The sequence below is a fragment of the Alteriqipengyuania flavescens genome, from assembly GCF_030406725.1.
GTDB classification, from domain to species: Bacteria; Pseudomonadota; Alphaproteobacteria; order Sphingomonadales; family Sphingomonadaceae; genus Alteriqipengyuania_B; species Alteriqipengyuania_B flavescens.
Window position 1 is genome coordinate 2,635,156 of sequence record NZ_CP129107.1, and the last position, 25,035, is coordinate 2,660,190.

The following is a 25,035-nucleotide window of genomic DNA, read 5'->3' on the forward strand; positions in this document are numbered from 1 at the left end:
GGAAAAGCGTGCAAAAGCTAGAAGAAAACTTAAATATCGCTTGATGCTTTTCACGGAAGTGCAGAGCTGCCATGGCTCCGCAAGATATCGGACACTTGGCTTCGCTAAAGTCCGATGGAGTGACACTTTGAGGTGCTGGACCGAAAGACCAGTTGCCGAGATTGATATTCTAGCACAAGAATATCGAAGCCGGCCCAGTTAGCGAATTTTGCTGACGCGATCTGAGAGTCCGTCGCTGCGACAGAGGACGAATTCGATTGGCCCGAGGCCGAGCGGTTCGACCCGATCCTAGTGACGCCCGACATCAACCATTGGGCATTGGCTGCAGCAGGAGGGAGTGCATGACGGACATCGTCCGCAAGGGAGGCTGCCATTGCGGCGCGGTGCGCTTTTCCGCCCGAATGCCCGCCGGTGCCCGTCCACACCTGTGCAATTGCTCCTATTGCGAGATGAAGGGCAACGTCATGGTCGATGTCCCGCTCGATGCGCTGACAATCGACCAAGGCGAGGATGCGCTGACGCTCTACACTTTCAACACCGGCGTCGCGAAGCACCGCTTCTGCAGCACCTGCGGCATCCACGTGTTCCACCAGCTGCGATCGGAGCCGGACAAGTTCGGCATCAACAGCGTCTGTCTGGACGGCGTCTCGCGCTACGACTATCCCGCGCTGCCGGTCCACGACGGGCAGAACCACCCGCGCGATACGGGTCGCAGGATTCAAGTGGCCGGCACACTGAAGTTCGAGCCGGAGCTTTAGAAACGCAAAAGGGCGGCCCCGCAGGACCGCCCTTCACGTGTTCGATGCAAGCGAGGCTTACTTCTTGAGGCTGAGCCCGCCGAAACGCTTGTTGAAGGCTGCGACGCGGCCGCCTTCCTGGATCTGCTGCTTTCCGCCGGTCCATGCCGGGTGGCTGGTCGGGTCGATTTCCAGCGACAGCGTGTCGCCTTCGCTACCCCAGGTGGAGCGCGTCTGGAATTCGGTACCGTCGGTCATCTTGACCGTGATCATGTGGTAATCGGGATGCGTATCGGCCTTCATGGCATGGTCCTTGGTAGCTGTGCCCGGTACCGACCGGGCGTGCTGTTGATCGGGAAAGGCGCGCGCCTAGCGGCATCGCGCGCGAATGACAAGCGAAGTGTGCGCCCTATTTCGGGGGATCGGCAATCATCGCGGTAAAATCGACCTCGCAGGTGGTCTTGCCCTCTACGCTGGCGACGCCGCGGAACTTGTAGACGCGGCTGCGTTTCTGGACGAACGCCACATGCATGTCGAGCAGACAGCCCGGCGTCACGGGCGCGCGGAATTTCGCGTTATCGATGCCCATGAAATAGACGAGCTTGCCCGTCCCGGCGAGTTCCAGCGTCTCGATGCCCAAAATTGCGGCGGCCTGCGCCATCGCTTCAACCTGCAGCACGCCGGGCATGATCGGCTGGGCCGGGAAATGGCCCTGGAAGAACTGCTCGTTCATACTGACGGCTTTCACCGCGTGGATTTTCTCGCCCAGTTCGAGCGATACGACCCGGTCGACGAGCAGCAGGGGGTAACGGTGCGGCAGGGCCTTCAGGATTGCCTGAATGTCCATGGCGCCGCCGGCTGCATTGCCGGCTTCGCTGGTCTTCTCGTCGCTCATGGCCTTGCCCCCGCTTCGCCTTACCTTAGCGGCCCGTCGGCGCCGGCGTTGCTGCCGGCTGCTGGCCCTGCTGCTGCTGCGCGTCGATCATCATCTGGCGACGCACGGCGATGCCGATGATCTGGCCCACGGTCTGGTGCAGCTGGAGGACTGTCTGGCTCGGGCGCCAGTCCGCCGGCGGTGCGGTCGTCACGGCAGGCAGGCGCGTGTTGATTTGCGCCACGATGGCATCGGTAATGTCGAAGCCTTCGGGTGCGCTCTGCACCGCGGTCGGATCGAGCAGGACCTGCACGCCGCGCGACTGCATGGCCGCCGTGCGCGCGTTGCCGTAGTCGCGGGCGATCTGCTCGAGCGCGTACATCTGCGCCAACTGGATCGGGCGGCTCAGCGTGTCGAGCTGCTGCGACAGGGTCTGCGCCTGCTGCAGGGCAGCGGAGTTCGCCTGCGCTTCTGCCTGTGTCACCTGGCCGTCGCGGTTGGTATCGATCTGCTGCTCCAGCGTGGCGAGCTGTTCGGACAGCTGGCCGATCTGCGTGATCTGCGCTTGGTACTGCTGGCCGATCTGCTGGTAGGCGGTTGCGCGCGCCGTCGACTGCGCGATCGCCAGTTCGGGATTGGCTGTGGCGAAGCCTGCGACCTGGGCGGCAGCCTGCACGGGCATGGTGGCGGCGGTGGCAGCGCCGGCGAGCATGGTCGCGGCGATTGCGGTGCGGAAAATCTTGGTCATCAGAATTGCGTTCCTACGTTGAATGAGAAGGCCTTAACGTCGTCGCCTTCCTGGCTCAGCAAAGCGTGAGCGAAGTCGATCCGGAGCGGACCGAACGGGGAGTTCCAGTTGACGCCGACGCCAATGGAAATACGGGGTTGTGCGCTGTTCCCGAGGAACACCTCGCGGAATGCGGGGAAGGAACGTCCTTCGGCGGAGAAGCCGTCCGGGATCGGATCGCCTTCCGGAATGGCCAGCAGGACATCGTCCGTCTCATCGTCGGGATCGTTGACCTGGCGGTAGATCGGGTTGCCGTTGTCGTCGCGGCTGGCGATGAAGATCTCGTTGCCCAGCGGGCTGCTGAGGAGTTCCGGCTGCGTCACGTCGAACAGTGAGCCGATGTCGACATAGACCGTCGGGCGGAGGCCCAGTTCACGGGCACCACTGCTGAGCGGGATTTCGAGCTCGGCGCGGCCGAGATAATAGGCATTGCCGCCCAGCGGGTCGCCGCGTACGTTTTCCTGGTCGGTGATGATGACAGGTTCGCCATCTTCGCCGGCCACGATGGGCTGGCGGATGACGCGCGGGCCGACGCCGCGAATGTCGAAACCGCGCAGCTGCGGTTCGCCAAGCTGGAAACGGTCGGTCAGGCGGACCGGATCGACGAAGGGATCGTCACGCTCCTCCAGCCCCTTGATGTAGCCGCCTTCGGCCGAGAGCGAGAAGATGAAGCCGCTGCCGACGTTCCAGTATTTGCGCGCGTTGGCCCGGCCGCGAATGTACTTCACGTTGCCGCCCAGTCCCGCGAAATCGAGCGATACGCTGCCTGCCTGGCCACTTGTCGGACGAATGCCATTGTTAAGCTGGTTGTAATTGAGCGAAAGGCCCAGGATCGAGCTGGTCCTCTCCCCGATCAGGTCGCACAGGTAGCGAGAACCAAGCAGGGGCTGGCAGGTCTCGATGCCATCGCCGTCGAAGTCCGCGAAATAGCGATCCTCGTCGATAAACACGTCTTCGAAATTCAGCGTATAGCGTGCGATACCGGAAATATATTCCGTGATCGGTATGCCGAGGCGGATCTGGCCACCGGTTGTCGTCTGCTCGAAAGTGGTGGTCCGATCGCTACTGAAGGTGTTGTAGTTGTTGAGGTCGCGCCGGTAGAGATCGATGCCCGCCGAAATGCTCTTGTTGAACAGGTATGGCTCGAAGAAGCTGAGCGAGGCGGAGCGCGAGTAGCGCGAATAGTTGATGCTGGCGCCGACCGTCTGGCCGCGCCCGCGGAAGTTCACCTGCCTGATCGAACCCTGCAGGATGAAGCTTTCGAGGCTGGAGAAACCAGCGGCGAACTGCAGCTGGCCGGTCGGCTGTTCCTGCACGTTGGCGGCCAGCACGATGCGGTCGGGCGCGCTGCCCGGCTGCTGTTCGATCTCGAAGTTTTCCTGGAAATAGCCCAGCGAATTGATGCGCGCGGTCGAGCGGGCCAGCGCGAGGCTGTTAAAGGCGTCGCCTTCCGCGATGCGGAATTCGCGGCGGATCACCTTGTCCTGCGTCAGCGTATTGCCGTTGATGTCGACCCGCTCCACGTAAACGCGCGGCGCTTCCTGGATGACGAATTCGACATCCATCGTCAGGTTTTCGGCGTTCTTGGAGAAGCGCGGGTTCACTTCGGCAAAGGCGTAGCCGAAGGTGCCGGCAGCCTCGGTCAGGCCTTCCACCGTGTCTTCCACGGCCTTCGCATCGTACCAGTCGCCGGTCTTCATCGACAGGCCGCGGGTCAGCGCCTCGTCGCTGAAATCGCGCAGCTGGCTATCGACCGAAACGTCGCCGAAGCGGTACCGCTCGCCCTCTTCCACCACGTAGGTGATAATGAAGTCTTCCTTGTCCGGCGTCAGCTCGGCCACGGCGGAAACGACGCGGAAGTCGGCATAGCCTTCGGTCAGGTAGAAGCGGCGCAGGTTCTGCTGGTCGAATGCCAGGCGGTCGGGATCGTAGGTGGTGTTCGAGCTGAGGAAACGGAACCATCGCGACTGCTTGGTCGCCATCTCGCTGCGGATTTCGCTGTCGGAGAACGCCTCGTTGCCGATGATGTTGATCTGGCGAACCTTCGACTTCGGGCCTTCGGTAATCTCGAAGACGATGTCGACGCGGTTCTGTTCGAGCTGCACGGCCTTGGGTTCGACCACAGCGGCATAGCGACCCTGCCGCTTGTAGAGCTCGATGATGCGGGCGACGTCGGCGCGGACCTTCGAACGGGTGTAGATCTGGCGCGGGGCGAGGCGGATTTCGGGAAGGATCTTGTCGTCCTTGATCTTGCTGTTCCCCTCCAGCACGATCCGGTTGATGATCGGGTTTTCGACCACCTCGATTACGACGTTGCCGTTGTTGTTGGTGATCCGGTAATCGGCGAACAGTTCGGTCGCCGACAGGTCCTTAAGCGCCTGGTCGGCAACCGCAGCGGTGTAGACCTGGCCGGGGCGCAGCTGAATGTAGGAGAGGATCGTGTCCGCCTCCAGCCGCTGGTTGCCGACCACGGTGACCGTGCGGATCACCTGTTCCTGCGGGAGTATGGAAGTCGTGGCGGCAGGTGCCGCTTCCCCGACCACTTCCTGCGCGAAAGCGGGAACACCGCCCAGCATCGTGCCGGCCATCGCCACCGCGCAGAAAGCGGCAACGCGGCGCCGCGCGCCTGAAGTGGTAACCGTGTGGCTCATATCCCGTCCGTTCATTGAAGGGCCAATCCCGTTATTCGTATCGCATTCGATCGCGCCTGATCGCGGATGCCCTTCGGTCTGTGGCAGGCCTGCCTGAAAGCCGGTGGGCGTGTGCGCTTCGCCCTTGCCCGATGCCCGTTCCCCTTTCAAGCATCGGCTCCTGCCAAACCGTCCGCGATACGATCCTTTCCCCAGCTAGCTCCCGAAGATGGGGAGCGAGATGATGTCGTTTACCGTCACGAACAGCATCAGCGCGAGCACGAGTGCCATGCCGGTGCGGAACGCCCATTGCTGACTGCGCTGGCCCAGGGGTTTCCGGCGGACCGCTTCGGCCGCGTAGAAAGCCAGGTGCCCGCCGTCGAGGCCGGGAATTGGCAGCAGGTTAATGAATGCCAAGTTAATTGAGATCAACGCCGCAAAGGTCACGTAGGCGAGCGGGCCGAGGCTCATCTGTTCGCCCGAAAACTTGGCGATCTTGATCGGCCCGCCAAGCTCTTTCACGGAACGCTGGCCGGAGACGATCTGCCCGATTCCCCTGACCATCATGTTGAGCGTGCGGCCGGTTTCGACAAAGGCCATCCGGGTGGCCGCAGGCAGGGACTGGCCCTCGAACTCGTACTCAACCGCCGCCGGCGAAATGCCGACGAGGCCGATGGTCATCTCGTTACCGAACCGGTCGGTGATGGTTTCCGGCCGGGAGGTGACCGGCAGCACCAGTTCGCGCCCGCCGCGCTCCACGGTAAATTCGAACGAGCGGCTGGGGTAGAATTGCACGGTCGACTGGATGTCGCGGAAGTCGTCCACCGGCTTGCCGTCGATGGCAAGGATGCGGTCGCCGATGCGGAAGCCCGCTTCGCGCGCAGCGGATTCCTCGGCGAAGCTGGCCACCGTCATCTGCTCTTCCAGATTGGTAGCGACCGGCTTGCCGTAGAACATGAAGAAACCGACGAAAATGACGATGGCGATAAGAAAATTCATCGCCGGCCCTGCCGCCACGATCAGCGCACGCTGCCACAGTTTGGCGTTCTGGAACGCGCCTTTCGCGGTCTCCTCGTCCATTTCCGCCAGCGCGGCATCGTCGCCCTGGCTCGCCGGGTTCATGTCGCCGCGGAACTGGACGTAGCCGCCCAGCGGCAGCGCGCTGATTTTCCAGCGACAGCCGCGCTTGTCGGTGAAGCCCGCCAGCTCCTTGCCGAAGCCGATCGAGAATGCGTCCGCCTGCACCTCGAAGGCGCGGCCGACGAGGTAGTGGCCGAATTCGTGCAGCGTCACCAGCGGGCCGAGCACCGCCAGGAAGCCGAGCACCATCATCCACCAGGGAACGGATTCGAACACTTACGCGGTCTCCAGCATGCGTTCGGCGCAGGAACGGGCCTCGGCATCTACCGCCAGAACGTCATCGAGCGAGGAAGGTGCCGGGGGCGCGCACTGTGCCAGGGTCTGTGCCACCACTACCGCGATCCGGGTGAATGCGAGCTTACCTGCGAGGAAGGCGGCCACGGCGACCTCGTTCGCGGCATTGAGCACGGCAGGGGCCGCCCCGCCCGCCTGCACCGCCTCGCGCGCCAGGCGGGTGGCGGGGAAACGCTCCTCGTCCGGCGCAAAGAACGTGAGCTGGCCGATATCGGCGAGGTCCAACGGCGGCATCGGCGTGTCCATCCGCTGCGGATAGGCAAGGCAGCTGGCGATCGGCACGCGCATGTCGCTCGGGCCCAGTTGCGCGAGCGTGGACCCGTCGCGGTATTCCACCATCGAATGGATGACGCTTTGCGGATGGACCACGATGCCCAGCCGGTCGAGACCGACGGGAAACAGGTGGTGCGCCTCGATGAATTCCAGCCCCTTGTTCATCATCGTGGCGGAATCGACGCTGATCTTGGCGCCCATGTCCCAGTTGGGGTGCTTGACGGCTTGCGCGGGCGTGGCCGCGTCGAGCTGCGCCTGCGACCATTCGCGAAAGGGGCCGCCGCTGGCGGTCAGCGTGATCTTCGCGACATCCTCTATCCGGTTGCCGGCAAGGCACTGGAAGATCGCGTTGTGCTCGCTGTCCACCGGAAGCAGCGTGGCGCCGTGCTTCGCGACAGCATCGGTCATCACCTCGCCTGCGGAAACGAGCGCTTCCTTATTGGCGAGCGCAACCGTGCCCCCACGTTCGATGGCTGCCATTACCGGCCCCAGGCCCGCGCAACCGACGATGGCGGCCACCGTGATGTCGGCGGGGCGCGCGGCGGCTTCCCGCAGGGCCTGCCGCCCGCCTGCGGCCTCGCAGTTATTGCCGACCGCATCGCGCAAGTCGCCGAGGCACGCCTCGTCACCGACTACGGCAATCCCGGCATCGAATTCGCGCGCCAGCTCGCCGAGTTCAGCGGCGCTGCTGTTGGCCGTGAGCGCGACGACGCGCCACTGGTCGCGGTTGCGCCGGACCAGGTCGAGCGTGGAAGCGCCGACCGAACCGGTCGCGCCGAGGATGGAGATGGAGCGGGTCACAGGTCGATCCAGTGCGGCGCCAGCGTGGAGAACATCGCGCCGAAGAATATCGCCACCGGCAAGATACCGTCGGTCCGGTCGAACACGCCGCCATGGCCGGGAATGAGGTTGGAGCTGTCTTTCATCTTCGCCTTGCGTTTCAGCCAGCTTTCGAAAAAATCGCCCGCCTGCGCCAGCACCGCGATCATCGCGCCCGGGATGACCAGCATCACCCATTCCAGCGGCGGGCGATACGTGACGGTCGAGCCGTATTCGGAAAACAGCAGGAACAGCACCAGCGCGGTGGTCGCCCCCACGACCCCACCGCCGAGGCCTGCCCAAGTCTTGGACGGGCTGATCTTCGGGGCGATCTTGGGTCCGCCGAATGTGCGCCCGAAACCATAGGCAAACGTATCCACGAAAACGACGCAGCCGACGATCAGCACGATCGCTTCACGCGATGCGGCGCTCACGAGCACATAGGCGGCAGCGACGATATAGGCCGCACCGGCCAGCCAGCCGAACACGCGGGCGAGCGCGCCCATCTCGATGCGCAGGATCAGCCGCGCGAATTCGAAATAGGTCGCTGCGGCCACGACGATGATGAAAAGGTCGAGCACCAGCCCGCCCGCCCACAGCGCCCCCAGCGCAGCCGCCATCATCACCGCCGCAGAAGCGGCACGGCGCTGCAGGTCGGACGTGCGGATAGCGAGCGGCACGGTCATGTACCGCTTGGCAAAAGCCTTCATCCGGTCGCGCTTGCGATCCGACTGCCGGTCGATCTCACCGGCCACCGAAGCGCCGCTCCCGCCCGGAAAAGTCGTCGAGCGCCTGCTGCAGGTGGTCCGGCGTAAAGTCGGGCCACAGCGTGTCGACGAACAGCATCTCGGCATAGGCCGCCTGCCAGAGCAGGAAGTTCGACAGTCGCACCTCGCCGCTGGTGCGGATCAGCAGGTCGAGCGGCGGGAGGTCCGCCGTGTCGAGATACCGCGCAAGACTTTCCTCGGTAATCTCGCCGCCGGCTGCCGCCTGCCGCGCCGCGCGCACGATCTCGCCCTGCGATCCGTAATTGAGCGCCACGGCCAGCGTGGTCGTGCCGCCCGCGGTCCGCCCCAGCGCGTCTTCCAGCATGGCGACGATATCGGGCGCAAGGCCGCGCCAGTCGCCGATAATGTGCAGCCGCACGTTGTTGGCAATGAATTCCGGCAAGTCCGATTTGATGAACTTGCGCATCAGGTCCATCAGGTCGTCGACCTCGTCTTCCGGGCGCTTCCAGTTCTCGCTGCTGAAGGCATAGAGCGTGAGGCAATCCAGCCCCAGACCGTCGCAGGCGCGCACCAGCTTGCGCACGGCCTCGACGCCCTGCCGGTGCCCCATCGCGCGCGGCAAGTGCTTGCGCTTCGCCCAGCGCCCGTTGCCATCCATGATGATGGCAACGTGTTTCGCGCGCTGGCTCTCCCCGTTCATTGTAAAGGTCCTGGCCGCGCTGCCCTCACTGGGTCAGGATTTCCTTTTCCTTCGCCGCTGCCGCCTCGTCCGCTTCGGCGACGTACTTGTCGGTCAGCTTCTGGACCTCGTCCTCCAGGCGCTTGCGGTCGTCTTCGGAGATTTCCTTCTTCTTTTCGTCTTCCTTCAACGCTTCCATCCCGTCGCGCCGCACGTTGCGGATCGCGATCTTCGCGTTCTCCGCATATTTGCCGGCCAGCTTGGCGAGTTCCTTGCGCCGATCTTCGGTCAGGTCGGGCATGGGAAGGCGCAGGGTCTGGCCGTCCTGCATCGGGTTGAGGCCCAGATTGGCGTGGGCGATGCCCTTCTCGACCGCCGTGACGTTCGCCTTGTCCCACACCTGCACGCTCAGCATGCGCGGCTCCGGCGCGGAGACAGTGGCGACCTGGTTCAGCGGCATCATGCTGCCGTAGACCTCGACCGTGACCGGATCGAGCAGGCTGGTGTTGGCGCGCCCGGTGCGCAGGCCGGAAAGGTCGCCTTTGAGCGATTCCACCGCGCCGGTCATGCGGCGTTCGATGTCGGACTTGTCGAATTTTGCCATGGGTCAAGTTTCCTTCGGGGATCAGTCTTGGGTCTGGACGATGGTCTGGACGCCCTCGCCCGCCAGCACGCGGGCAAGGTTGCCTTTCTCGCGGATGGAGAAGACCACGATGGGAATGTCGTTGTCGCGGCACAGCGCCACGGCAGAGGCGTCCATGACCTTGAGATTGGCTGCCAGCACGCGGTCGTAACTCACGGTATCGAAACGCTTTGCCGCCGGATTGTGCTTGGGGTCGCTGTCATAGACACCGTCCACGCTGGTGCCTTTCAGCAGCGCGTCGCATTTCATTTCCGCCGCGCGCAGGGCCGCGCCGCTATCGGTGGTGAAGAACGGGCTGCCGACGCCGGCGGCGAAGATCACCACGCGGCCTTTTTCGAGATGCCGTTCGGCGCGGCGACGGATCACCGGTTCGCACACCTGGTCCATTTCGATCGCGGACTGGACGCGCGTGTCGACGCCCAGTTGCTCCAGCGCGTTCTGCATGGCCAGCGCGTTCATCACCGTGGCCAGCATGCCCATGTAATCGGCCTGCGCGCGGTCCATGCCCTTGGCCGCGCCCGCCATGCCGCGAAAGATATTGCCGCCACCGATGACGAGACAGATTTCCAGCCCGGCATCCTTTGCCGCCTTCACTTCTTCCGCCAGTTCGGCGACGAAGGCGGGGTCGATGCCGTACTGCTGGTCGCCCATCAGAACCTCGCCCGACAGCTTGAGCAGGACGCGCTTCATCTCGGGCATCTGCGGCGAAGGGGGCATGTGGGCGCTTTCCGGGTTGTTATGGCTTGCCGCAGCGCCTTAGCGGGGACATCGTGGCAAGGCAAAGGCTTAGGGGCGGTAGAACGATCATGGTTGGCAGACTGCTCCGCTCGAAGAAGCTCTGGCTCATGGCCGCGATATTGCTTGCGGGGATCACGGCGCTGGCCTGGCGGCACACGATGGGCGACCCGGTCGTCAGGCGCACGGTAATCGCCACTGCCGATCTTCCGGCCGGTTCGCCCCCGGTCAGGATCGCACTGATTTCCGACATCCACGTTGCGGGACCCGACATGCCCCCCGAGCGACTGGAACGGATCGTCACGCAGATCAACGCGCTACGTCCCGATGTCGTGATGATCGCGGGCGACTTCGTGAGCCACAAGCGCACCGCGACCCATATCTACCGGCCCGACGAGATCATCGCCCCGCTTGCAGGTTTGGAAGCCCGGTTGGGTGTCGTCGCTGCTCCGGGCAATCACGATCACTGGTACAACCTGCCGGGGCTTGCTGCGGAATTGCGCAAGGCGGGGATAACTTTGCTGTCCAACGAGGCGAAGCAGGTGGGCCCGCTCGCCGTCGGCGGGCTGGACGATGCCTATACCGGTCGCGACGATGTGCCCGCTACGCTGTCGGCCATGCGAGGGCTGTCAGGTCCGCGCATCATCCTGTCGCACAGCCCCGATCCATTTCCCGCCCTTCCACCGGACTTCGGCCTGATGCTGGCCGGGCATACCCATTGCGGGCAGATCGCCTATCCGTGGGGCGGCGCGCCGGCCCACATGTCCGACTACGGCGATCGCTACGGGTGCGGCATGGTGGACGAGCGCGGCAACACGGTCGTCACCGGCGCCGGACTCGGTACCAGCCTGATATGGATACGCCTCTTCGCGCGGCCGGAAATCTGGATCCTTGAACTGCGCGCGAAAGGCGCCTGAGGTTCGCCGGACTCTCTGTCCTCTAGCTTCCAGCCGGAATTACCCGATCAGTATTCGCGCTCCGCATGCGGGTCGTTGTCCTCTCTCGGGATAATTGAACTCGCGCGGCTTTGAAGACAGCGACGCGCAGTGCCAAGTGTTCCCTGGCAGTTTGCCAAGGCCCTTGCTTCAACCGACCGCCTGGTGCAATCTGTGGCAACACAAACATTTTCGAGACATCCCATGTGTCTGCCTCGATACCTGGTTTTTGCCGTCACACTGGTCGCGCCCGCGATATTCGTCAGCCCCGCAGCCGCCCAGGATATTGGCGGCGGCTTCATTTCGGCCGGGATCGGCAACGCAGGGATCGAGGCGGCAACCATCGCTCTGGAGGACCAGGTTTCCGAACCGGGCCACAGGACTGTCGATGCGCAAGCCCGAACGGAGTTCAACTTCGTCCCGACGGAATCGCAGCGCCGCAGAACTGCCAGTCGCGTCGCGCGAAACCTGGTGCCCGCACCACAGCGTGACGAATTCGCCGCGCAATTCGACGATGATTTCTATGCGATGATCGATGGCGAACTGTCTTACTATGGTCTCTCGACGAACAATCTCGCCGACACCTATGCGTTCTGGTGGCTGATCGTCTGGGATGCCGCCCATGGAGTTTCCACCGATACTACGCCGGCCCAGGCCCAGGGCGTTCGCGATCAAGTCGCCGCGGCACTCGTCGAGTCATTCCCCGAAATGTCGGACAGCGACCGCCAGGCAATAAGCGATGAATTCGTTATTCACGCGGTTCTGTTCATGAATGAGCTGGAGGCTTCCGCAGGCGATCCTGCTCGCCTTGCCAATATCAAGTCCAGTGCCCGAAGCGCAGCCATTTCGGTAACGGGAATGGACCCGCTCAATCTGCGAGTTACCGACGAGGGCTTCCGCCCGATCGATTGATTCTTACGCGCCTGCGATCTGCTCGCCGGATACGACAACGGCCGGGATGACATCGTCACCCCGGCCGCTCCGTTTGCGCTGTAATCGAAAGGATCAGCCGCCGACGGCAGCTGCGACTTCGGCTGCGAAGTCGCTCTGTTCCTTTTCGATGCCTTCGCCGAGCTGGTAGCGGACATAGTCCTTCAGCACGATTTCGTGGCCTGCATCCTTGCCGGCCTTGGCGACGACATCCGAGATCGGGGTCTTGTTGTCGATTACGAACAGCTGGCTGAGAAGAGCGTTCTCCTTGGCGAACTTCTTGATCGCGCCGTCGACCATCTTTTCCTGCACGTTTTCCGGCTTGCCGCTTTCGGCAGCCTTTTCGGCAGCGATGGCGCGCTCGCGCTCGATCATCGCGGGGTCGAGGCCGTCAGCGTTCAGCGCCTGCGGGAAAGCGGCGGCGATGTGCATGGCCAGCTGCTTGCCGAGCGGGATGAGAACGTCTTCACCTGCTTCGCTTTCAAGCGCCACGAGAACGCCGATCTTGCCGAGGTTTTCGGCGGCCGCGTTGTGCATGTAGGGCACGACAACGCCCTTCGACACTTCGACCGTCTTCATGCGGCGGACCTGCTGGTTCTCGCCGATGGTCGCCACGTTGTCGGTCAGCTTGTCGCCCACGGTGCCGCCGTCGGGATAGGACGCGGCCTTCAGCGCTTCGACGTCGTCACCGCTCACGGACAGGGCGGCTTCGGTCGTCTTGCGGACGAAGTCCTGGAACTTGTCGTTCTTGGCGACGAAGTCCGTTTCGGAGTTCACTTCGACGGCAACGCCCTTCGTGCCTTCGACTGCAACGCCGACGAGGCCTTCGGCAGCGGTGCGGCTGGACTTCTTCTGCGCGGTGGCGAGGCCCTTTGCACGCAGCGCGTCGACGGCGGCTTCGATGTCGCCGTTCGCTTCGGTCAGCGCCTTCTTGGCGTCCATCATGCCCGCGCCGGTCTTCTCGCGCAGGGTCTTCACATCGGCGACGGTAAAATCGGCCATGGTTCAAATCCTTCCTGGAATAAAATCGTGGGGCGCCGGGCCGCATCCGGGCCCGGCGCGCCGGTAGACGCGTTTTGCGTCAGTTCGATTAAGCGACGGCTTCCTCGGCCGGCGGATTTTCCATCTCGCCTGCCATGCCGCCCGCGTCGTTGCTGCCGCCCTTGCGCGCCGCTTCGGCGCAGGCTTCGCAGTAAAGGCGGATGGCGCGCGCCGCATCGTCGTTACCCGGGACCGGGAACGCGATGCCCGACGGATCGACGTTAGAATCGAGCACGGCGACCACGGGAATGCCGAGGACGTTGGCTTCCTTGATCGCCAGGTCTTCCTTGTTGGCGTCGATCACGACCATCACATCGGGCGTACCGCCCATGTCGCGAATGCCGCCAAGCGACATCTGCAGCTTGTCGAGCTCGCGCGTCAGCTGCAGGACTTCCTTCTTGGTCAGGCCGCTGGTGTCCCCGCCGAGCTGCTCTTCGAGCGTCTTCATGCGGCGGATCGACTGCGAAATCGTCTTCCAGTTGGTGAGCATGCCGCCCAGCCAGCGGTGGTTGACGAAGTGCTGGCCGCTCATGCGGGCAGCTTCGGCGATCGGTTCCTGCGCCTGGCGCTTGGTGCCGACGAACAGGACCTTGCCACCGGCGTTGGCGGTGGAGCTGATGAAGTCGAGCGCGCGTGCGAACAGCGGCACGGTCTGCGACAGGTCGATGATGTGAACACCGTTGCGGGCGCCGAAGATATACGGCTTCATCCGCGGGTTCCAGCGGTGCGTCTGGTGGCCGAAGTGTGCGCCGGCCTCGATCAATTGCTGCATGGTGACGGTAGGTGCCGCCATAATAGAATTCCTTCCGGTTGTGCCTCTGGGAAGCTGGAACCGCGCTGCGGAGATCCCGCGTGCGGCACCGGTATGGGCGCTTCCCATGTGGATTTGCCTCTCGCCGGACACGACCGTGACCGACCGGGCGAGCGCGCAGTTAGCGATTCACTCCGCGAAAATCCAGCCCTTTCGTGCAGCGAACGCCCATGCGCACTACCGAAGCGGAACATTTCCTGAAAAAGCGCTTGACCGCGCCGCCCCGATGAGGAACATATAGAGAACAGAATGGGTCGTCAGTTCCGTGCCGGGAACCGATAGCACCGATCAGGGGTTTTCCACAAGTGTTCCACAGGTCGCCAACAGGCCTCGCGAACCGAATTCGAAAGTTCGAGCCATGATGACATTCACGATCTCGCTAGTTCTTCTCGCAATCGCCGCCGTATCGCTCGGCGTGATCGGCACGTCGCTGCGCAACGCCATGGCGATTGCCGGCGAATTGCGCGGCAAGCTTGCCGATCTCGATGCGAAGGAAGCGCTCGCCTACCGGCTCAAAACCTGCGGCCAATCCGAATTTCGGCCCGAACTGCGGCAGCCGATGCATCGCAGGGCCCCGGTCAGCGCGCCGCGCCGCCGGACTAGCTACGGTCGGCGCTGCGTCCACGCTTGAGCTTGCGGTAACGCCACAAGGCCCACGGCATCAGTGCCAGGTAACCGATGCAGATAACCGCCAGCGTCCACCACGGCTCGGTGAGCAGCGCGGCAAACAGGATCCCGACCAGCGCGATCGCTTCCAGCCGGAAATTGCGACGCGGGCGCAGCGAAGCCCAGCTGGGCGTCGCCATGTTGGAAATCATCAGGAACGCGATGACGGCCACCCATCCCGCGACAAGGATGGGCTCTCGGAACAGCTCTTCCCCCGTGGCCAGCCAGATATAAGCGGGCAGGAAGGCAAGCCCCGCCCCCACCGGTGCGGGCACGCCGGTCAGGAAGCCTAGGCTCTTATGCGGCTGGTCGTCCATGTCGATCTGCGCGTTGAAGCGCGCCAGGCGCAAGGCGCAACAAATCGCGAAGGCGAGCGCGGCGAACCAGCCGACCCGCGGCAGGTCGTCGAGCGCCCACAGGAACAGGATCAATGCCGGCGCCATGCCGAAGCTGAGCGAATCGGCGAGGCTGTCGAGCTCGGCTCCGAACCGCGACTGCGCGTTCAGGAGCCGCGCCACCCGGCCGTCGATCCCGTCGAGCACGCCTGCAAGGATGATCGCGAACAGCGACATCTGCCAGTTGCCCTCGATCGCGAAGCGTATGCCGGTGAGGCCAGAACACAGCGCCGCCGCCGTTATCGCGTTGGGCATGACGGAGCGCAGGGAGAGGCCGCGCCCCTGCCCCTTCACGCTCACTTTCTCGCCGACACCGCCGCGCGGCCCGAACGGTCCGCCGGCTTCGCTCACTGGGAAATACCTTCGATCATGGGGGTAGAACCGATGCGGGCCAGAACCGTTTCCCCGGCCACCATCTTCTGTCCCAGCATCACCGCAGGCTCCGTGCCCGCAGGCAGGTAGACATCGACCCTGCTGCCGAAACGAATCAGGCCGACGCGCTGGCCCACCGCCACCGTGTCGCCCGGTTTCACGAACGGAATGATCCGCCGCGCCACGAGCCCGGCAATCTGGGTGAAGCCGACCATCGTCCCGTCGTTACGCTCGACCAGAATATGCTGGCGCTCGTTCTCCTCGCTCGCCTTGTCGAGGTCGGCGTTCATGAACTTCCCCGGCACATAGACCAGCCGGCGGATCGTGCCGCCGATGGGCGTGCGGTTGATGTGGACATCGAACACGCTCATGAAAATGGAAACCCGCGTCACCTCGCCATGCGGCAGGCCCACCGCGCCGGTTCCGTCATCCACCAGCAGTTCGCGCGGCGGCACGACCTTGCCGATCAGCGTGACCTGCCCGTCGGCCGGAGAGACGATCGCATCGCTTTCCTGCGGCACGACGCGTTCGGGATCGCGGAAGAAGGCGAACACGCCCGCCGAGAAAGCCAGCAGCGGCCAGCCGACGATCTCCCAGCCCAGGATCAGGAGGAAGAACAGCGAGACGGCGAGCGCGATGACACCGTATTTGCGGCCTTCGGGATGGATCGGCGGGAAACGCCATTCCACGTCCCCGCGGCCGCGATTGTCGAGAATTTCACCTGCCATCGAAGCTGCCTAGGCCGCGGCGGGCGCTGTCACAACCCATGCGCGCGCCCTTCACCCGACCTTCTCGACGAAGACGGTGCCGGCCGAATAGCCCGCACCGAAGCTGCAGATCAGACCCTTGTCACCCGCGGCGAGATCCTCGCTATGTTTGTGAAATGCGATGATCGAGCCTGCGCTGGAAGTGTTTCCGTAGGTATCGAGCACCGTCGGGCTCTCGTCCTCGCTCGCCTCGTGGCCCAGGACGCGCTGCGCGATCAGGCGGTTCATGCCCGCATTCGCCTGGTGCAGCCACAGCCGCCTGAGGCCCTGCGCGTCGATATCCAGCCGCTCCGCCTCGTCCACGATCATCTGCGCGACCATGGGGACCACTTCCTTGAAGACCTTGCGGCCTTCCTGCACGAACAGCTTGTCCGCCGTGCCTTCCGTTTCGGGCGTGGCGCGATTGAGGAAGCCGAAATTGTTGCGGATGTTGTTGCTGAAGACCGTCTTCAGCCGCGTACCGAGGATTTCCCAGTGTTCGGCCGGGGCCATCGCGCGGTCTTCCACCAGCACGGCAGTCGCCACGTCGCCGAAGATGAAATGGCTGTCCCGGTCGCGCCAGTTGAGGTGCCCGCTCGTGATTTCCGGGCTCACCACCAGCACGCTGCGAGCGTTGCCGGCGCGGATATAGTCGGCCGCCGTCTGGATGCCGAAAGTGGCGGAAGAGCACGCGACGTTCATGTCGAAGCCGAAGCCGTCGATGCCCAGCGCCTGCTGGATCTCGATCGCCATCGCGGGATAGGGGCGCTGCATGTTGGATGCCGCGCACAGGACGGCATCGACATCCTCCGGCTTCCGTCCGGCGCGCTCCAGCGCCTCGCGCGCGGCCTTCACGCCGATTTCGGCCATGATCGACAGCTCGTCGTCACCGCGCTCGTCCCACCGGGGCGCCATGGTCGCCGTGTCGAGGACCGCGGCCTTCGCCATGACGTGGCGCGACTTGATGCCGCTCGCCTTCTCGATGAAACCGACGGAGCTGGGCTGCAATTCCTCCACCTCGCCCGCCTCGATCGCGGCGGCGTTGGCGGCGTTGAATTCCTCGACGTAGCGGTTGAAGCTTTCCACCAGCTCTTCGTTGCTTATGCTTTCGGCGGGGGTGAACAGGCCGGTGGCGCTGATCACGGGGCAATGCGTGTATTCCATGGCAGCGATCTAGGCCCATGGCGGCGATCCGGCAACTGCGAAGCGGGCCATTGACACGGCCCCACCCCTTCGCCAAAGGGGCGCCTCTCGGCAGGGACGCGGCGGCGATTTGCTTGGCGCTGCTCCCGTATCCAGGGCGGATTTTCCGCCACCGGGCCATGGTGTGGACAGGTGGCCGAGTGGTTAAAGGCAGCAGACTGTAAATCTGCCCGCGCAAGCGTACGCTGGTTCGAATCCAGCCCTGTCCACCACCGGCCTCCATCAGATCTGGCACAACCGTCCCAGGGCACAAGGTCCGCGCGAACCAGCGTACGGTTCCTGCGCAGCACGAACACGCTGGGCCGGTTTCGGAGCGAAGCGGAGGCGGCGCTGCGAAGCGGCGTCCAATCCAGCCCTGTCCACCACCGGCCCTTCCCCTTCCCGCCTATCGCTGGCAAAGGCGCCCGCGAAAGGACTTCGCATCATGGCAAAGAGCGGCAAGAGGGCCCTGCGCGGCCGCGCAGGGCGCAACCAGGGCGGGCGTGGCAGCGGCCGGGCTTCCAGCGGGGCGACGCGCCTGTGGGGCCACCACGCCGTGGAAGCGGCTCTCAAGAACCCCGCCCGCCAGCACCGCAAGCTGTGGGCGACGCGCGATGCGATCGCCCGGCTCGACGGCGAACTGCCCGAGGACTTCACCGTCGAATACGCCGATGTGATCGACCTCGCGCGGCTGGTGGCCAAGGATGCACCGCACCAGGGGCTGGTGCTGGATTGCGAGCCGCTTGACGACCTCCATCTCGACGAAGTGCTGCACGACGGGCCGGAGCGCCCGATCCTCGTGCTCGACCAGGTGACCGATCCGCATAATGTCGGTGCGATCCTGCGGTCCGCCGCCGCGTTCGACGCTGCCGCCATCGTCACGCAGGACCGCCACGCCCCGCCCGAATCCGGCGCGCTCGCCAAGGCAGCCTCCGGCGCGCTGGAAACCGTGCCGTGGGTCCGCGTGGTCAACCTCTCGCGCGCGCTGGACGAAATGGCGGAGGCCGGGTTCTGGCGCATCGGCCTTGCCGGCGAGGCGGACGCGACGCTGGCCGAAGCCCTGCCCGATGCCGGCAAGGTCGCGCTGGTCCTCGGCGCGGAAGGCCCGGGCATGCGCTCCAATGTCGGTCAGCACTGCGATGCCCTCGTCCGGCTGCCGATCAGTGCGGCGATGGAGAGCCTGAACGTTTCCAATGCCGCCGCGATTGCATTATACGCCGTGGCGACACGCGGCGGCTGACGGGCAGCGGGCCGCCGAATACGGGGGTCTTTCGATGCATTTTTCCAACCTGCGCCGCATCGCCGGCGTCTCGCTCGCCTGCGCGGGCGCCGCGCTGCTTTCCGGTTGCTTCATGGTGCCCGGCCAGTTCGAAAGCGAAATGGAGCTGATGGCCGACGGCAGCTTCACCTATTCCTACGACGGCGAAGTTACCTTGCTCGGCCTGACCGAGCTCGCCGGGTCCGGCCCGTTTTCTCGCGGCAGCGCCGCAGACGTCGACCTCGACGAGCCATGTTACGATTATTCGTGGGAAACCGAGGATGCGATGGAAGAGGCCGCCGCTGTAGAGGCCGACGCAGCAGCGGAGGCCCTTGCCGAAGCCGATGTCGAAGAGGCCGCCGAGCCGATGGAAGGCAGCGCGGCATCGCCCGGGACGAACGCCACGATCATGGCGCCGCGGGTTACGACCCAAGCGGTCGAATCGGTCGACTACAGTTGGGAAGACAGCCGCATCGAACGCGAATGCACCGCCGAGGAACTAGCGGACCGCAAGGACAGCGCCGAACGCGCGAAGGAGCGCCGCGAGCGCGAGGCCAAGCAGATGGCGGCGCTGTTTGGCGGCATCGACCCCACCGATCCGGACGCGGGCAACAAGATCGCCGAACGCCTGCGGCGCCAGTACGGCTGGGAAAAGGTCGACTACACCGGCAACGGCAAGTTCGACATCGAATACCGCGTGTCCAGCCGCATGACCCACGACTTCGCCTTCCCGATGGTGGAAGGCATGACCGCTGCCCAGCCGTTCCTTTATGCCTATCGCCGCGACGGTGCGGTGCGGATCGATGCACCGGGCCTCGCGGTCAACCAGGCCTCGCCCTACCCCGGCAATTCCATGGGCATGGGTGGCATCAACCTGCTCGCCTTCGCGATCGCCATGGACAGCGACGGCGGCGACAGCGAGGAACTGATCGAAGGCATTGGCAATATCGGCGGCACCTTCACTCTGATTACCGATGGCGAGGTACTGGCCAACAACACGGACGAAGGGTTCGAGCGCATGGACGACGGCCGCCGCCGCATGGTGTGGACGCTGGACGCGACTTCCAAGGTCGCCCCGATGGCGCTCATCGGGCTGTAAGCCACACGGCCTTCAAGCCAAAGAAAAGGGCCGCCCCGGTCACCCCGGAGCGGCCCTTTTTCATGCCGGCGCCATGAGGCGCTGCGCGGTGCGAATCAGTTGTTGACTGCGTCCTTCAGGCCCTTGCCGGCCTTGAACTTCGGCTGCTTCGACGCCTTGATCGTCATCGGCTCGCCGGTGCGCGGGTTGCGGCCGGTGCTGGCCTTGCGCTTGGCGACGGAGAAGCTGCCGAAACCGACCAGGCGAACTTCGTCACCCTTGGCGAGCGAGTTCTGGATGGCGTCGAACACGCCTTCCACCGCCTTGGTCGCGTCGTTGCGCGAAAGGCCGCTCGAATCCGCGACGGCGCCAATCAGGTCATTCTTGTTCATGTTGGAAGTATCCCCTGGATAGATTTTCTAATTGAATGTCGCGGCGTGTGAATCGCCGCGTCCGGAGCGGGATACAAGGCGCTTTTGGCCCCGCTGGCAAGGGCTATCGGGGCGCATTAACTGCATTTCGGCGCATTTTTACGGATAGGCGACGCGCCAACGTGCCCTTTGTTAAAAAGGGCACCGTTTGTGCTGCGGTGCAGCGCGTCAATGCGCGGTGGCGCCGCCCCTCGTCACCGCGCCCGGATCGGGCTGGCTGGCGAGATCGTCCGCCTCGGTCCACTCGATCGCCACGGTCTCCTCGGTCAGCGCGACGTCGAGCACCTGGTCGACATGCGAGACCGGGATGATCTTCAGCCCCTCGGTGATGTTCGCCGGGATTTCCGCGAGATCCTTCTCGTTCTCCTCCGGGATCAGCACGGTCGTGATGCCGCCGCGCAGCGCCGCCAGCAGCTTTTCCTTCAGGCCACCGATGGGCAGCACGCGGCCGCGCAGCGTCACCTCGCCCGTCATCGCGACATCCGGACGGATGGCGATGCCCGTCAGCGTGGAAACGATGGAGGTCACCATCCCGATGCCCGCGCTCGGCCCGTCCTTCGGAACCGCGCCTTCGGGCAGGTGGATGTGGATGTTCTTGCGGTGAAACAGGCTCGGCTTGATGCCATAGGCTGGCGCCCGCGCTTTCACGAAGCTGAAGGCGGTCTGGATGCTTTCGCCCATCACGTCGCCCAGCTTGCCGGTCGCCTTGATTTCGCCCTTGCCCGGCACGGTGACGCTTTCGATCGTGAGCAGCTGCCCGCCGACTTCGGTCCAGGCAAGGCCCGTAACCGCACCGACCTGCGCCTCTTCTTCGCCCATGTCGTGGCGGAACTTGCGCACCCCTGCATAATCGCCGAGATTTTCCGGGGTGATCGTCTCGCGCTCGATCTTGCCTTCCAGGATCGCGCGCAGGACCTTGCGCGCCAGCCGCGCGATCTCGCGCTCCAGCGTGCGGACGCCAGCTTCGCGGGTGTAGTAACGGATAAGGTCGCGCAGCGCGGGTTCGGTCAGTTCGAATTCGCCGTCCTTCAACCCGTGATCGTCGACCTGCTTGGCGATCAGGTGGCGCTTGGCGATCTCGACCTTCTCGTCCTCGGTATAGCCTTCCAGCCGGATGATCTCCATCCGGTCGAGCAGCGGCTGCGGCAGGTTGAGGCTGTTCGCGGTGGTCACGAACATGATGTCGGAAAGATCGATATCCAACTCCAGGTAGTGGTCCTGGAATTTCGAATTCTGTTCGGGGTCGAGCACTTCGAGCAAGGCGGAAGCCGGATCGCCGCGGAAATCCTGGCCGAGCTTGTCGATCTCGTCGAGCAGGAACAGCGGGTTGCTGGTGCCTGCCTTCTTCAGGTTGGTCACGATCTTGCCCGGCAGGCTGCCGATATAGGTGCGCCGGTGGCCGCGGATTTCCGCCTCGTCGCGCACGCCGCCCAGCGACTGGCGGATGAACTCGCGCCCGGTCGCCTTGGCGATGCTCTTGCCGAGGCTGGTCTTGCCCACGCCCGGCGGTCCGACGAGGCACAGGATCGGCCCCTTCAGCTTGTTGGTGCGCGCCTGCACGGCAAGGTACTCGACGATCCGGTCCTTCACCTTCTCAAGCGCATAGTGATCGGCGTCGAGCACGTCCTGCGCTTCGGCGATGTCGGTCTTGATCTCGCTGGTCTTGCCCCACGGCAAGCCCAGCAGCACGTCGAGGTAGTTGCGCACAACGGTGGCCTCGGCGCTCATCGGCTGCATGCCGCGCAGCTTCTTCAGCTCTGCCTCGGCTTTCGCTCGCGCTTCCTTGGAAAGCTCCGTTTCCTCGACCTTCTTCGCGAGTTCGGAGAGCTCGTCGCCATCCTCCCCGTCGCCGCCACCCAGCTCGGACTGGATCGCCTTCATCTGTTCGTTGAGGTAATATTCGCGCTGGGTCTTTTCCATCTGGCGCTTAACCCGGCCGCGGATCTTGCGCTCCACCTGAAGCACCGACAGCTCGCCTTCCATGAAGCTGTAGACCATCTCCAGCCGTTTCATCGGGTCGGCTTCGGTCAGCAGCGTCTGTTTGTCGGACACCTTGGCATTGAGGCTGGCGGCGATGGCATCGGCCAGCGGGCCGGGCTCTTCGATCTCGCCGAGTTCCGTCTCCAGCTCTTCGGGCAGCTTCTTGTTGAGCTTGGCGTACTCGCCGAACTGTTCGACGACGCTGCGCATCATGGCGGAGACTTCGGCGTTGCTCACGCTCGCCTCGTCCAGCTCCTCCACCTGCGCGACGACGAGGTCGCCGTCCATCTGCAGCGCCTTTGCCTGCGCGCGCGACTGGCCTTCCACCATGACCCGCACCGTGCCGTCCGGCAGCTTGAGCATCTGCAGGACCGAGGCGATCACGCCGACATCGTACAGGTCCTCGCTATCGGGATCGTCGCACGAGGGATCGAGCTGGGCGAGGAGGAAGATTTCCTTGTCCCCCTCCATCGCCGATTCCAGCGCGGCGACCGATTTGTCGCGGCCGACGAACAGCGGCACGACCATGCCGGGGAATACGACGATGTCGCGCAAGGGGAGCAGGGGGTAAAGTTTCATCATGTCATCCGGTCATAGCACGCGCGCGCCCACCAAAGGCGCGGGTGCGTTAATTACCGGTGGATATGGGGCTAAGTGGCGCGGCTGCAAGCGGCGCGAAGGCAGCGGTTACTATCCCATGCCCGGCAGGTTGAGGCCCGGCGGCAGGCCCATGCCGGCCTGCGCCTTCTGCATTTCCTCGCCCGCCACGCGGTCCGCCTTGTCGCGCGCGTCGTTGAAGGCGGCGGTGACGAGGTCTTCCAGCATCTGCTTTTCTTCCGGCTTCATCAGAGTGTCGTCGATATGTACGCCCATGATGCGGCCCTTCGCGGTACAGCGGATCTTGACGAGGCCGCCGCCCGATGTGCCTTCGACCTCGATGGCATCCAGCTTGGCCTGGGTTTCGTTCATCTGCTTCTGGATGGTTTCGGCGGCTTCCTGCGCCGCCTTCATCATTTCTTCCATCGACTTCATGCGGATTTGCTCCAGTTGCGGCGCCGGTCGGGCGCGGTATCATCTTTGATAATTTCCGCATCGGGAAATGCGGCGAATGCGGCTTTCACCATGGGATTTTCAAGCAGCGCGGCGGCGGCTTCTTCTTTCGCCGTCTCTTCCCGCTCGACCAGCGTCGGTTCGCCGCCTTCCGCGACCTCCTCCACCGTCCAGCGGTTGCCATAGGCGCGGTAGAGCGCGTCGCGGACTTCGGGCAGCACCGGATCGGTGAAGCGATCCTCGCGGCTGTAGACGAGCTTGCCCGGCTCCAGCGTCACGATCCGCAATTGCAGGCGCATCTGGCTGGCGGCAAGGTGGTTGCCGCTTGCCTCGACCCTGGCGATCACGTCGGGCCAAAGGAGCGCGGCGGGCGCCCCTGCCCCACCCCCTTCTGCAGACGCCCCAGTTTGGAGAGTAACGCCGCTCGCGGCCATGTCCTCGATCTGCTTCGCAAGCTTGCCGGGGTCTGGCAAGTCGGCGGCATGGAGGATGCGCAGCAAGGCCATCTGCGCAGCCACCAGCGGGTCCGGCGCGGCGCGCACCTCGTCATGCCCTTTCAGCATCAGCTGCCAAAGGCGGTGAAGCTGCGCGGGCGACAGGCGCTCCGCCCAGTTTGCCAGAACCTGCCGCTCGTCCTCGGTTGGCGCGTCGGCCTCTCCCTTGCCGACCTGCGTCACGGCGATACGGTTGAGCAGGTCCATCAGCGAGCGCATCAGCGCCAGCGGTTCGACGCCGAGTGCGTATTGCTCATCCAGCCCGTCGAGGAGGGCGGCCGGATCGCCTTCCAGAACGGCGGCGAACAGGCGGCGCTGCGCGGTCTTGTCGGCAAGGCCGAGCATGTCGCGCACGCGGCCTGCGCTGACCGCGCCGCCATCTTCCATGTCGGCGTGGGAAATCGCCTGGTCGAGGATGGAGAGCCCGTCGCGCACCGACCCTTCGGCACCCCGCGCGATCATCGACAGAGCCTCGTCTTCCGCCTCCACGCCCTCGAGGGCGCAGATTTTCGCGAAGTGGTCTTTCAACAGGGGCGTCGGGATGCGGCGCAAGTCGAAACGCTGGGTGCGGCTGAGCACCGTGACCGGCAGCTTGTCGACCTCGGTCGTGGCGAAGATGAACTTCACATGCGCAGGCGGTTCCTCAAGTGTCTTAAGCAAGGCATTGAAAGCATTGCGCGACAGCATGTGAACTTCGTCGACGATGTAGATCTTGTAGCGCGCGCTGACCGCGGCATAGCGGACCGCTTCGATAATCTCGCGCACGTCGTCCACGCCGGTGTGGCTGGCGGCGTCCATCTCGATCACGTCGATGTGTCGGCCTTCGGCGATGGCAACGCACGGCTCGCACACGCCGCACGGATCGATTGTCGGACCGCCGTTGCCGTCCGGCCCGATGCAATTGAGCGCCTTGGCGATCAGCCGGGCGGTGGAGGTTTTGCCGACCCCCCTCACCCCGGTCATCAGGAAGGCGTGGGCCAGCCGGTCCCGCGCGATGGCGTTGCCGAGCGTGCGGACCATCGCGTCCTGCCCGATCAGCTCCGCAAAGGTTTGCGGGCGATACTTGCGCGCCAGCACGCGATAGGGTTGCGCGGCATCGGGGGCCGGCGCGGCATTCGGCTTCTCGGCGACCGGCTGCGGCGCGGCCTCGGCCGACGCGTCGCCGAACATGGCGGACTGGCCCGCAGCCTCCAGCTCGGCCGCGCTCGGGGCCGCTTCCGCCGCCTCATCGGCCTCGGTCGCCCATGGCAGGTCGTCTGGATTGTCCGGTGAATCGCCCATGCGCGACAAGGTAGGCGGCTGCGCCCGGAAAGTCATGCCGACGATG

At 64.6% G+C, this 25,035-nt stretch carries 25 protein-coding genes and 1 tRNA gene; 7 read left to right on the plus strand and 19 right to left on the minus strand.

All coding sequences use genetic code 11. From position 1 onward, the window contains the following. Window positions 1-341: 341 nt before the first annotated feature. Complete coding sequence (locus QQW98_RS13445) at window positions 342-758, plus strand: GFA family protein (RefSeq protein ID WP_290135433.1); 417 nt, start codon at window positions 342-344, stop codon at window positions 756-758. 57 nt (window positions 759-815) lie between these two features. Here the strand turns inward: QQW98_RS13445 and rpmE are convergent, their stop codons facing one another. From rpmE to pyrH, 10 genes are all read right to left on the minus strand, one after another. Further along, entirely contained in the window at window positions 816-1,040 is a 225-nt protein-coding gene (gene rpmE / locus QQW98_RS13450; RefSeq protein WP_290135434.1) for a 50S ribosomal protein L31, read from the minus strand. 106 nt (window positions 1,041-1,146) lie between these two features. Then, window positions 1,147-1,632: a 3-hydroxyacyl-ACP dehydratase FabZ gene (gene fabZ / locus QQW98_RS13455; RefSeq protein ID WP_404800820.1), complete on the minus strand. Its 486-nt coding sequence runs from the start codon at window positions 1,630-1,632 to the stop codon at window positions 1,147-1,149. Between the two features lie 25 nt (window positions 1,633-1,657). Then, a complete protein-coding gene (locus tag QQW98_RS13460) occupies window positions 1,658-2,359 on the minus strand; it encodes an OmpH family outer membrane protein (RefSeq protein ID WP_290135435.1) in 702 nt (233 codons plus the stop codon). Further along, window positions 2,359-5,049 (minus strand): outer membrane protein assembly factor BamA, encoded by a 2,691-nt coding sequence (gene bamA, locus QQW98_RS13465; protein WP_290135436.1) that lies wholly within the window; start codon window positions 5,047-5,049, stop codon window positions 2,359-2,361. The genes QQW98_RS13460 and bamA overlap by 1 nt, the downstream gene beginning before the upstream one ends. Before the next feature lie 195 nt (window positions 5,050-5,244). After that, on the minus strand, window positions 5,245-6,384 hold the full coding sequence (gene rseP / locus QQW98_RS13470; RefSeq protein WP_319023293.1) for an RIP metalloprotease RseP: 1,140 nt from the start codon (window positions 6,382-6,384) through the stop codon (window positions 5,245-5,247). Further along, the gene (locus tag QQW98_RS13475) at window positions 6,385-7,536 is read right to left on the minus strand and encodes a 1-deoxy-D-xylulose-5-phosphate reductoisomerase (RefSeq protein ID WP_290135437.1); all 1,152 of its coding nucleotides are present in this window, start codon (window positions 7,534-7,536) and stop codon (window positions 6,385-6,387) included. After that, window positions 7,533-8,309 (minus strand): phosphatidate cytidylyltransferase, encoded by a 777-nt coding sequence (locus QQW98_RS13480; protein WP_290135438.1) that lies wholly within the window; start codon window positions 8,307-8,309, stop codon window positions 7,533-7,535. The genes QQW98_RS13475 and QQW98_RS13480 overlap by 4 nt, the downstream gene beginning before the upstream one ends. Continuing rightward, on the minus strand, window positions 8,299-8,982 hold the full coding sequence (uppS, locus tag QQW98_RS13485) for a polyprenyl diphosphate synthase (protein WP_290135439.1): 684 nt from the start codon (window positions 8,980-8,982) through the stop codon (window positions 8,299-8,301). The genes QQW98_RS13480 and uppS overlap by 11 nt, the downstream gene beginning before the upstream one ends. Window positions 8,983-9,007: 25 nt before the next feature. Beyond that, window positions 9,008-9,565: a ribosome recycling factor gene (gene frr, locus QQW98_RS13490; RefSeq protein ID WP_290135440.1), complete on the minus strand. Its 558-nt coding sequence runs from the start codon at window positions 9,563-9,565 to the stop codon at window positions 9,008-9,010. Between the two features lie 21 nt (window positions 9,566-9,586). Then, window positions 9,587-10,321 carry a UMP kinase gene (gene pyrH, locus QQW98_RS13495; RefSeq protein ID WP_290135441.1) on the minus strand — a complete coding sequence of 245 codons (735 nt, stop codon included), beginning with the start codon at window positions 10,319-10,321 and terminating at the stop codon, window positions 9,587-9,589. Window positions 10,322-10,449: 128 nt separating this feature from the next. Here pyrH and QQW98_RS13500 point away from each other — a divergent pair, with 128 nt between their 5' ends. Both QQW98_RS13500 and QQW98_RS13505 read left to right on the plus strand, forming a co-directional pair. Continuing rightward, the gene (locus QQW98_RS13500) at window positions 10,450-11,256 is read left to right on the plus strand and encodes a metallophosphoesterase (RefSeq protein ID WP_290135442.1); all 807 of its coding nucleotides are present in this window, start codon (window positions 10,450-10,452) and stop codon (window positions 11,254-11,256) included. A 129-nt stretch (window positions 11,257-11,385) separates the two neighbouring features. Continuing rightward, on the plus strand, window positions 11,386-12,186 hold the full coding sequence (locus QQW98_RS13505) for a DUF6683 family protein (RefSeq protein ID WP_290135443.1): 801 nt from the start codon (window positions 11,386-11,388) through the stop codon (window positions 12,184-12,186). Window positions 12,187-12,279: 93 nt separating this feature from the next. On the opposite strand, the gene tsf is transcribed toward QQW98_RS13505, so the two are convergent. After that, window positions 12,280-13,206: a translation elongation factor Ts gene (gene tsf, locus QQW98_RS13510; protein WP_290135444.1), complete on the minus strand. Its 927-nt coding sequence runs from the start codon at window positions 13,204-13,206 to the stop codon at window positions 12,280-12,282. 88 nt (window positions 13,207-13,294) lie between these two features. Continuing rightward, window positions 13,295-14,038 (minus strand): 30S ribosomal protein S2, encoded by a 744-nt coding sequence (rpsB, locus tag QQW98_RS13515; RefSeq protein ID WP_290135445.1) that lies wholly within the window; start codon window positions 14,036-14,038, stop codon window positions 13,295-13,297. A gap of 376 nt (window positions 14,039-14,414) precedes the next feature. Between rpsB and QQW98_RS13520 the strand changes: the two genes are divergently transcribed. Then, window positions 14,415-14,687, plus strand: a complete 273-nt coding sequence (locus QQW98_RS13520; protein ID WP_290135446.1) for a hypothetical protein — start codon at window positions 14,415-14,417, stop codon at window positions 14,685-14,687. On the opposite strand, the gene pssA is transcribed toward QQW98_RS13520, so the two are convergent. The 3 genes from pssA to QQW98_RS13535 are packed head-to-tail and all read right to left on the minus strand — an operon-like array spanning window position 14,656 to window position 17,399. After that, window positions 14,656-15,468 (minus strand): CDP-diacylglycerol--serine O-phosphatidyltransferase, encoded by an 813-nt coding sequence (pssA, locus tag QQW98_RS13525; protein ID WP_404800821.1) that lies wholly within the window; start codon window positions 15,466-15,468, stop codon window positions 14,656-14,658. The genes QQW98_RS13520 and pssA overlap by 32 nt on opposite strands. Beyond that, window positions 15,465-16,217, minus strand: a complete 753-nt coding sequence (locus tag QQW98_RS13530; protein WP_290135447.1) for a phosphatidylserine decarboxylase — start codon at window positions 16,215-16,217, stop codon at window positions 15,465-15,467. The genes pssA and QQW98_RS13530 overlap by 4 nt, the downstream gene beginning before the upstream one ends. Before the next feature lie 51 nt (window positions 16,218-16,268). Then, the gene (locus tag QQW98_RS13535; RefSeq protein ID WP_290135448.1) at window positions 16,269-17,399 is read right to left on the minus strand and encodes a beta-ketoacyl-ACP synthase III; all 1,131 of its coding nucleotides are present in this window, start codon (window positions 17,397-17,399) and stop codon (window positions 16,269-16,271) included. Between the two features lie 165 nt (window positions 17,400-17,564). Between QQW98_RS13535 and QQW98_RS13540 the strand changes: the two genes are divergently transcribed. The 3 genes from QQW98_RS13540 to QQW98_RS13550 all read left to right on the plus strand — a co-directional run bounded on the left by QQW98_RS13540 (window position 17,565) and on the right by QQW98_RS13550 (window position 19,774). Next, window positions 17,565-17,650: transfer RNA gene (locus QQW98_RS13540), tRNA-Tyr, on the plus strand. Window positions 17,651-17,862: 212 nt separating this feature from the next. Further along, window positions 17,863-18,657, plus strand: a complete 795-nt coding sequence (gene rlmB, locus QQW98_RS13545) for a 23S rRNA (guanosine(2251)-2'-O)-methyltransferase RlmB (RefSeq protein ID WP_290135449.1) — start codon at window positions 17,863-17,865, stop codon at window positions 18,655-18,657. 34 nt (window positions 18,658-18,691) lie between these two features. Further along, on the plus strand, window positions 18,692-19,774 hold the full coding sequence (locus tag QQW98_RS13550; protein ID WP_290135450.1) for a hypothetical protein: 1,083 nt from the start codon (window positions 18,692-18,694) through the stop codon (window positions 19,772-19,774). Window positions 19,775-19,869: 95 nt separating this feature from the next. On the opposite strand, the gene QQW98_RS13555 is transcribed toward QQW98_RS13550, so the two are convergent. The 4 genes from QQW98_RS13555 to QQW98_RS13570 all read right to left on the minus strand — a co-directional run bounded on the left by QQW98_RS13555 (window position 19,870) and on the right by QQW98_RS13570 (window position 24,989). Next, a complete protein-coding gene (locus QQW98_RS13555; protein ID WP_290135451.1) occupies window positions 19,870-20,145 on the minus strand; it encodes an HU family DNA-binding protein in 276 nt (91 codons plus the stop codon). A 207-nt stretch (window positions 20,146-20,352) separates the two neighbouring features. Then, window positions 20,353-22,746, minus strand: coding sequence for an endopeptidase La (lon, locus tag QQW98_RS13560; protein ID WP_290135452.1), 2,394 nt, complete (start codon window positions 22,744-22,746; stop codon window positions 20,353-20,355). A 108-nt stretch (window positions 22,747-22,854) separates the two neighbouring features. Further along, window positions 22,855-23,196, minus strand: coding sequence for a YbaB/EbfC family nucleoid-associated protein (locus QQW98_RS13565; protein ID WP_290135453.1), 342 nt, complete (start codon window positions 23,194-23,196; stop codon window positions 22,855-22,857). After that, the gene (locus tag QQW98_RS13570) at window positions 23,193-24,989 is read right to left on the minus strand and encodes a DNA polymerase III subunit gamma/tau (protein ID WP_290135454.1); all 1,797 of its coding nucleotides are present in this window, start codon (window positions 24,987-24,989) and stop codon (window positions 23,193-23,195) included. Before QQW98_RS13570 ends, QQW98_RS13565 begins: the two co-directional genes overlap by 4 nt. Between the last annotated feature and the right edge of the window lie 46 nt (window positions 24,990-25,035).

Bases quoted from the DNA above. Each gene is read 5' to 3' on its own strand.
- QQW98_RS13500 (WP_290135442.1), top strand. From the start codon at position 10,450: ATGGCCGCGATATTGCTTGCGGGGATCACGGCGCTGGCCTGGCGGCAC.
- QQW98_RS13520 (WP_290135446.1), top strand. From the start codon at position 14,415: ATGATGACATTCACGATCTCGCTAGTTCTTCTCGCAATCGCCGCCGTA.
- rpsB (WP_290135445.1), bottom strand. From the start codon at position 14,038: ATGGCGGCACCTACCGTCACCATGCAGCAATTGATCGAGGCCGGCGCA.
- rlmB (WP_290135449.1), top strand. From the start codon at position 17,863: ATGGCAAAGAGCGGCAAGAGGGCCCTGCGCGGCCGCGCAGGGCGCAAC.
- bamA (WP_290135436.1), bottom strand. From the start codon at position 5,049: ATGAGCCACACGGTTACCACTTCAGGCGCGCGGCGCCGCGTTGCCGCT.
- QQW98_RS13445 (WP_290135433.1), top strand. From the start codon at position 342: ATGACGGACATCGTCCGCAAGGGAGGCTGCCATTGCGGCGCGGTGCGC.
- lon (WP_290135452.1), bottom strand. From the start codon at position 22,746: ATGATGAAACTTTACCCCCTGCTCCCCTTGCGCGACATCGTCGTATTC.
- fabZ (WP_404800820.1), bottom strand. From the start codon at position 1,632: ATGAGCGACGAGAAGACCAGCGAAGCCGGCAATGCAGCCGGCGGCGCC.
- rpmE (WP_290135434.1), bottom strand. From the start codon at position 1,040: ATGAAGGCCGATACGCATCCCGATTACCACATGATCACGGTCAAGATG.
- QQW98_RS13570 (WP_290135454.1), bottom strand. From the start codon at position 24,989: ATGGGCGATTCACCGGACAATCCAGACGACCTGCCATGGGCGACCGAG.
- QQW98_RS13535 (WP_290135448.1), bottom strand. From the start codon at position 17,399: ATGGAATACACGCATTGCCCCGTGATCAGCGCCACCGGCCTGTTCACC.
- QQW98_RS13555 (WP_290135451.1), bottom strand. From the start codon at position 20,145: ATGAACAAGAATGACCTGATTGGCGCCGTCGCGGATTCGAGCGGCCTT.
- pyrH (WP_290135441.1), bottom strand. From the start codon at position 10,321: ATGCCCCCTTCGCCGCAGATGCCCGAGATGAAGCGCGTCCTGCTCAAG.
- QQW98_RS13550 (WP_290135450.1), top strand. From the start codon at position 18,692: ATGCATTTTTCCAACCTGCGCCGCATCGCCGGCGTCTCGCTCGCCTGC.
- uppS (WP_290135439.1), bottom strand. From the start codon at position 8,982: ATGAACGGGGAGAGCCAGCGCGCGAAACACGTTGCCATCATCATGGAT.
- frr (WP_290135440.1), bottom strand. From the start codon at position 9,565: ATGGCAAAATTCGACAAGTCCGACATCGAACGCCGCATGACCGGCGCG.
- QQW98_RS13565 (WP_290135453.1), bottom strand. From the start codon at position 23,196: ATGAAGTCGATGGAAGAAATGATGAAGGCGGCGCAGGAAGCCGCCGAA.
- tsf (WP_290135444.1), bottom strand. From the start codon at position 13,206: ATGGCCGATTTTACCGTCGCCGATGTGAAGACCCTGCGCGAGAAGACC.
- QQW98_RS13530 (WP_290135447.1), bottom strand. From the start codon at position 16,217: ATGGCAGGTGAAATTCTCGACAATCGCGGCCGCGGGGACGTGGAATGG.
- QQW98_RS13460 (WP_290135435.1), bottom strand. From the start codon at position 2,359: ATGACCAAGATTTTCCGCACCGCAATCGCCGCGACCATGCTCGCCGGC.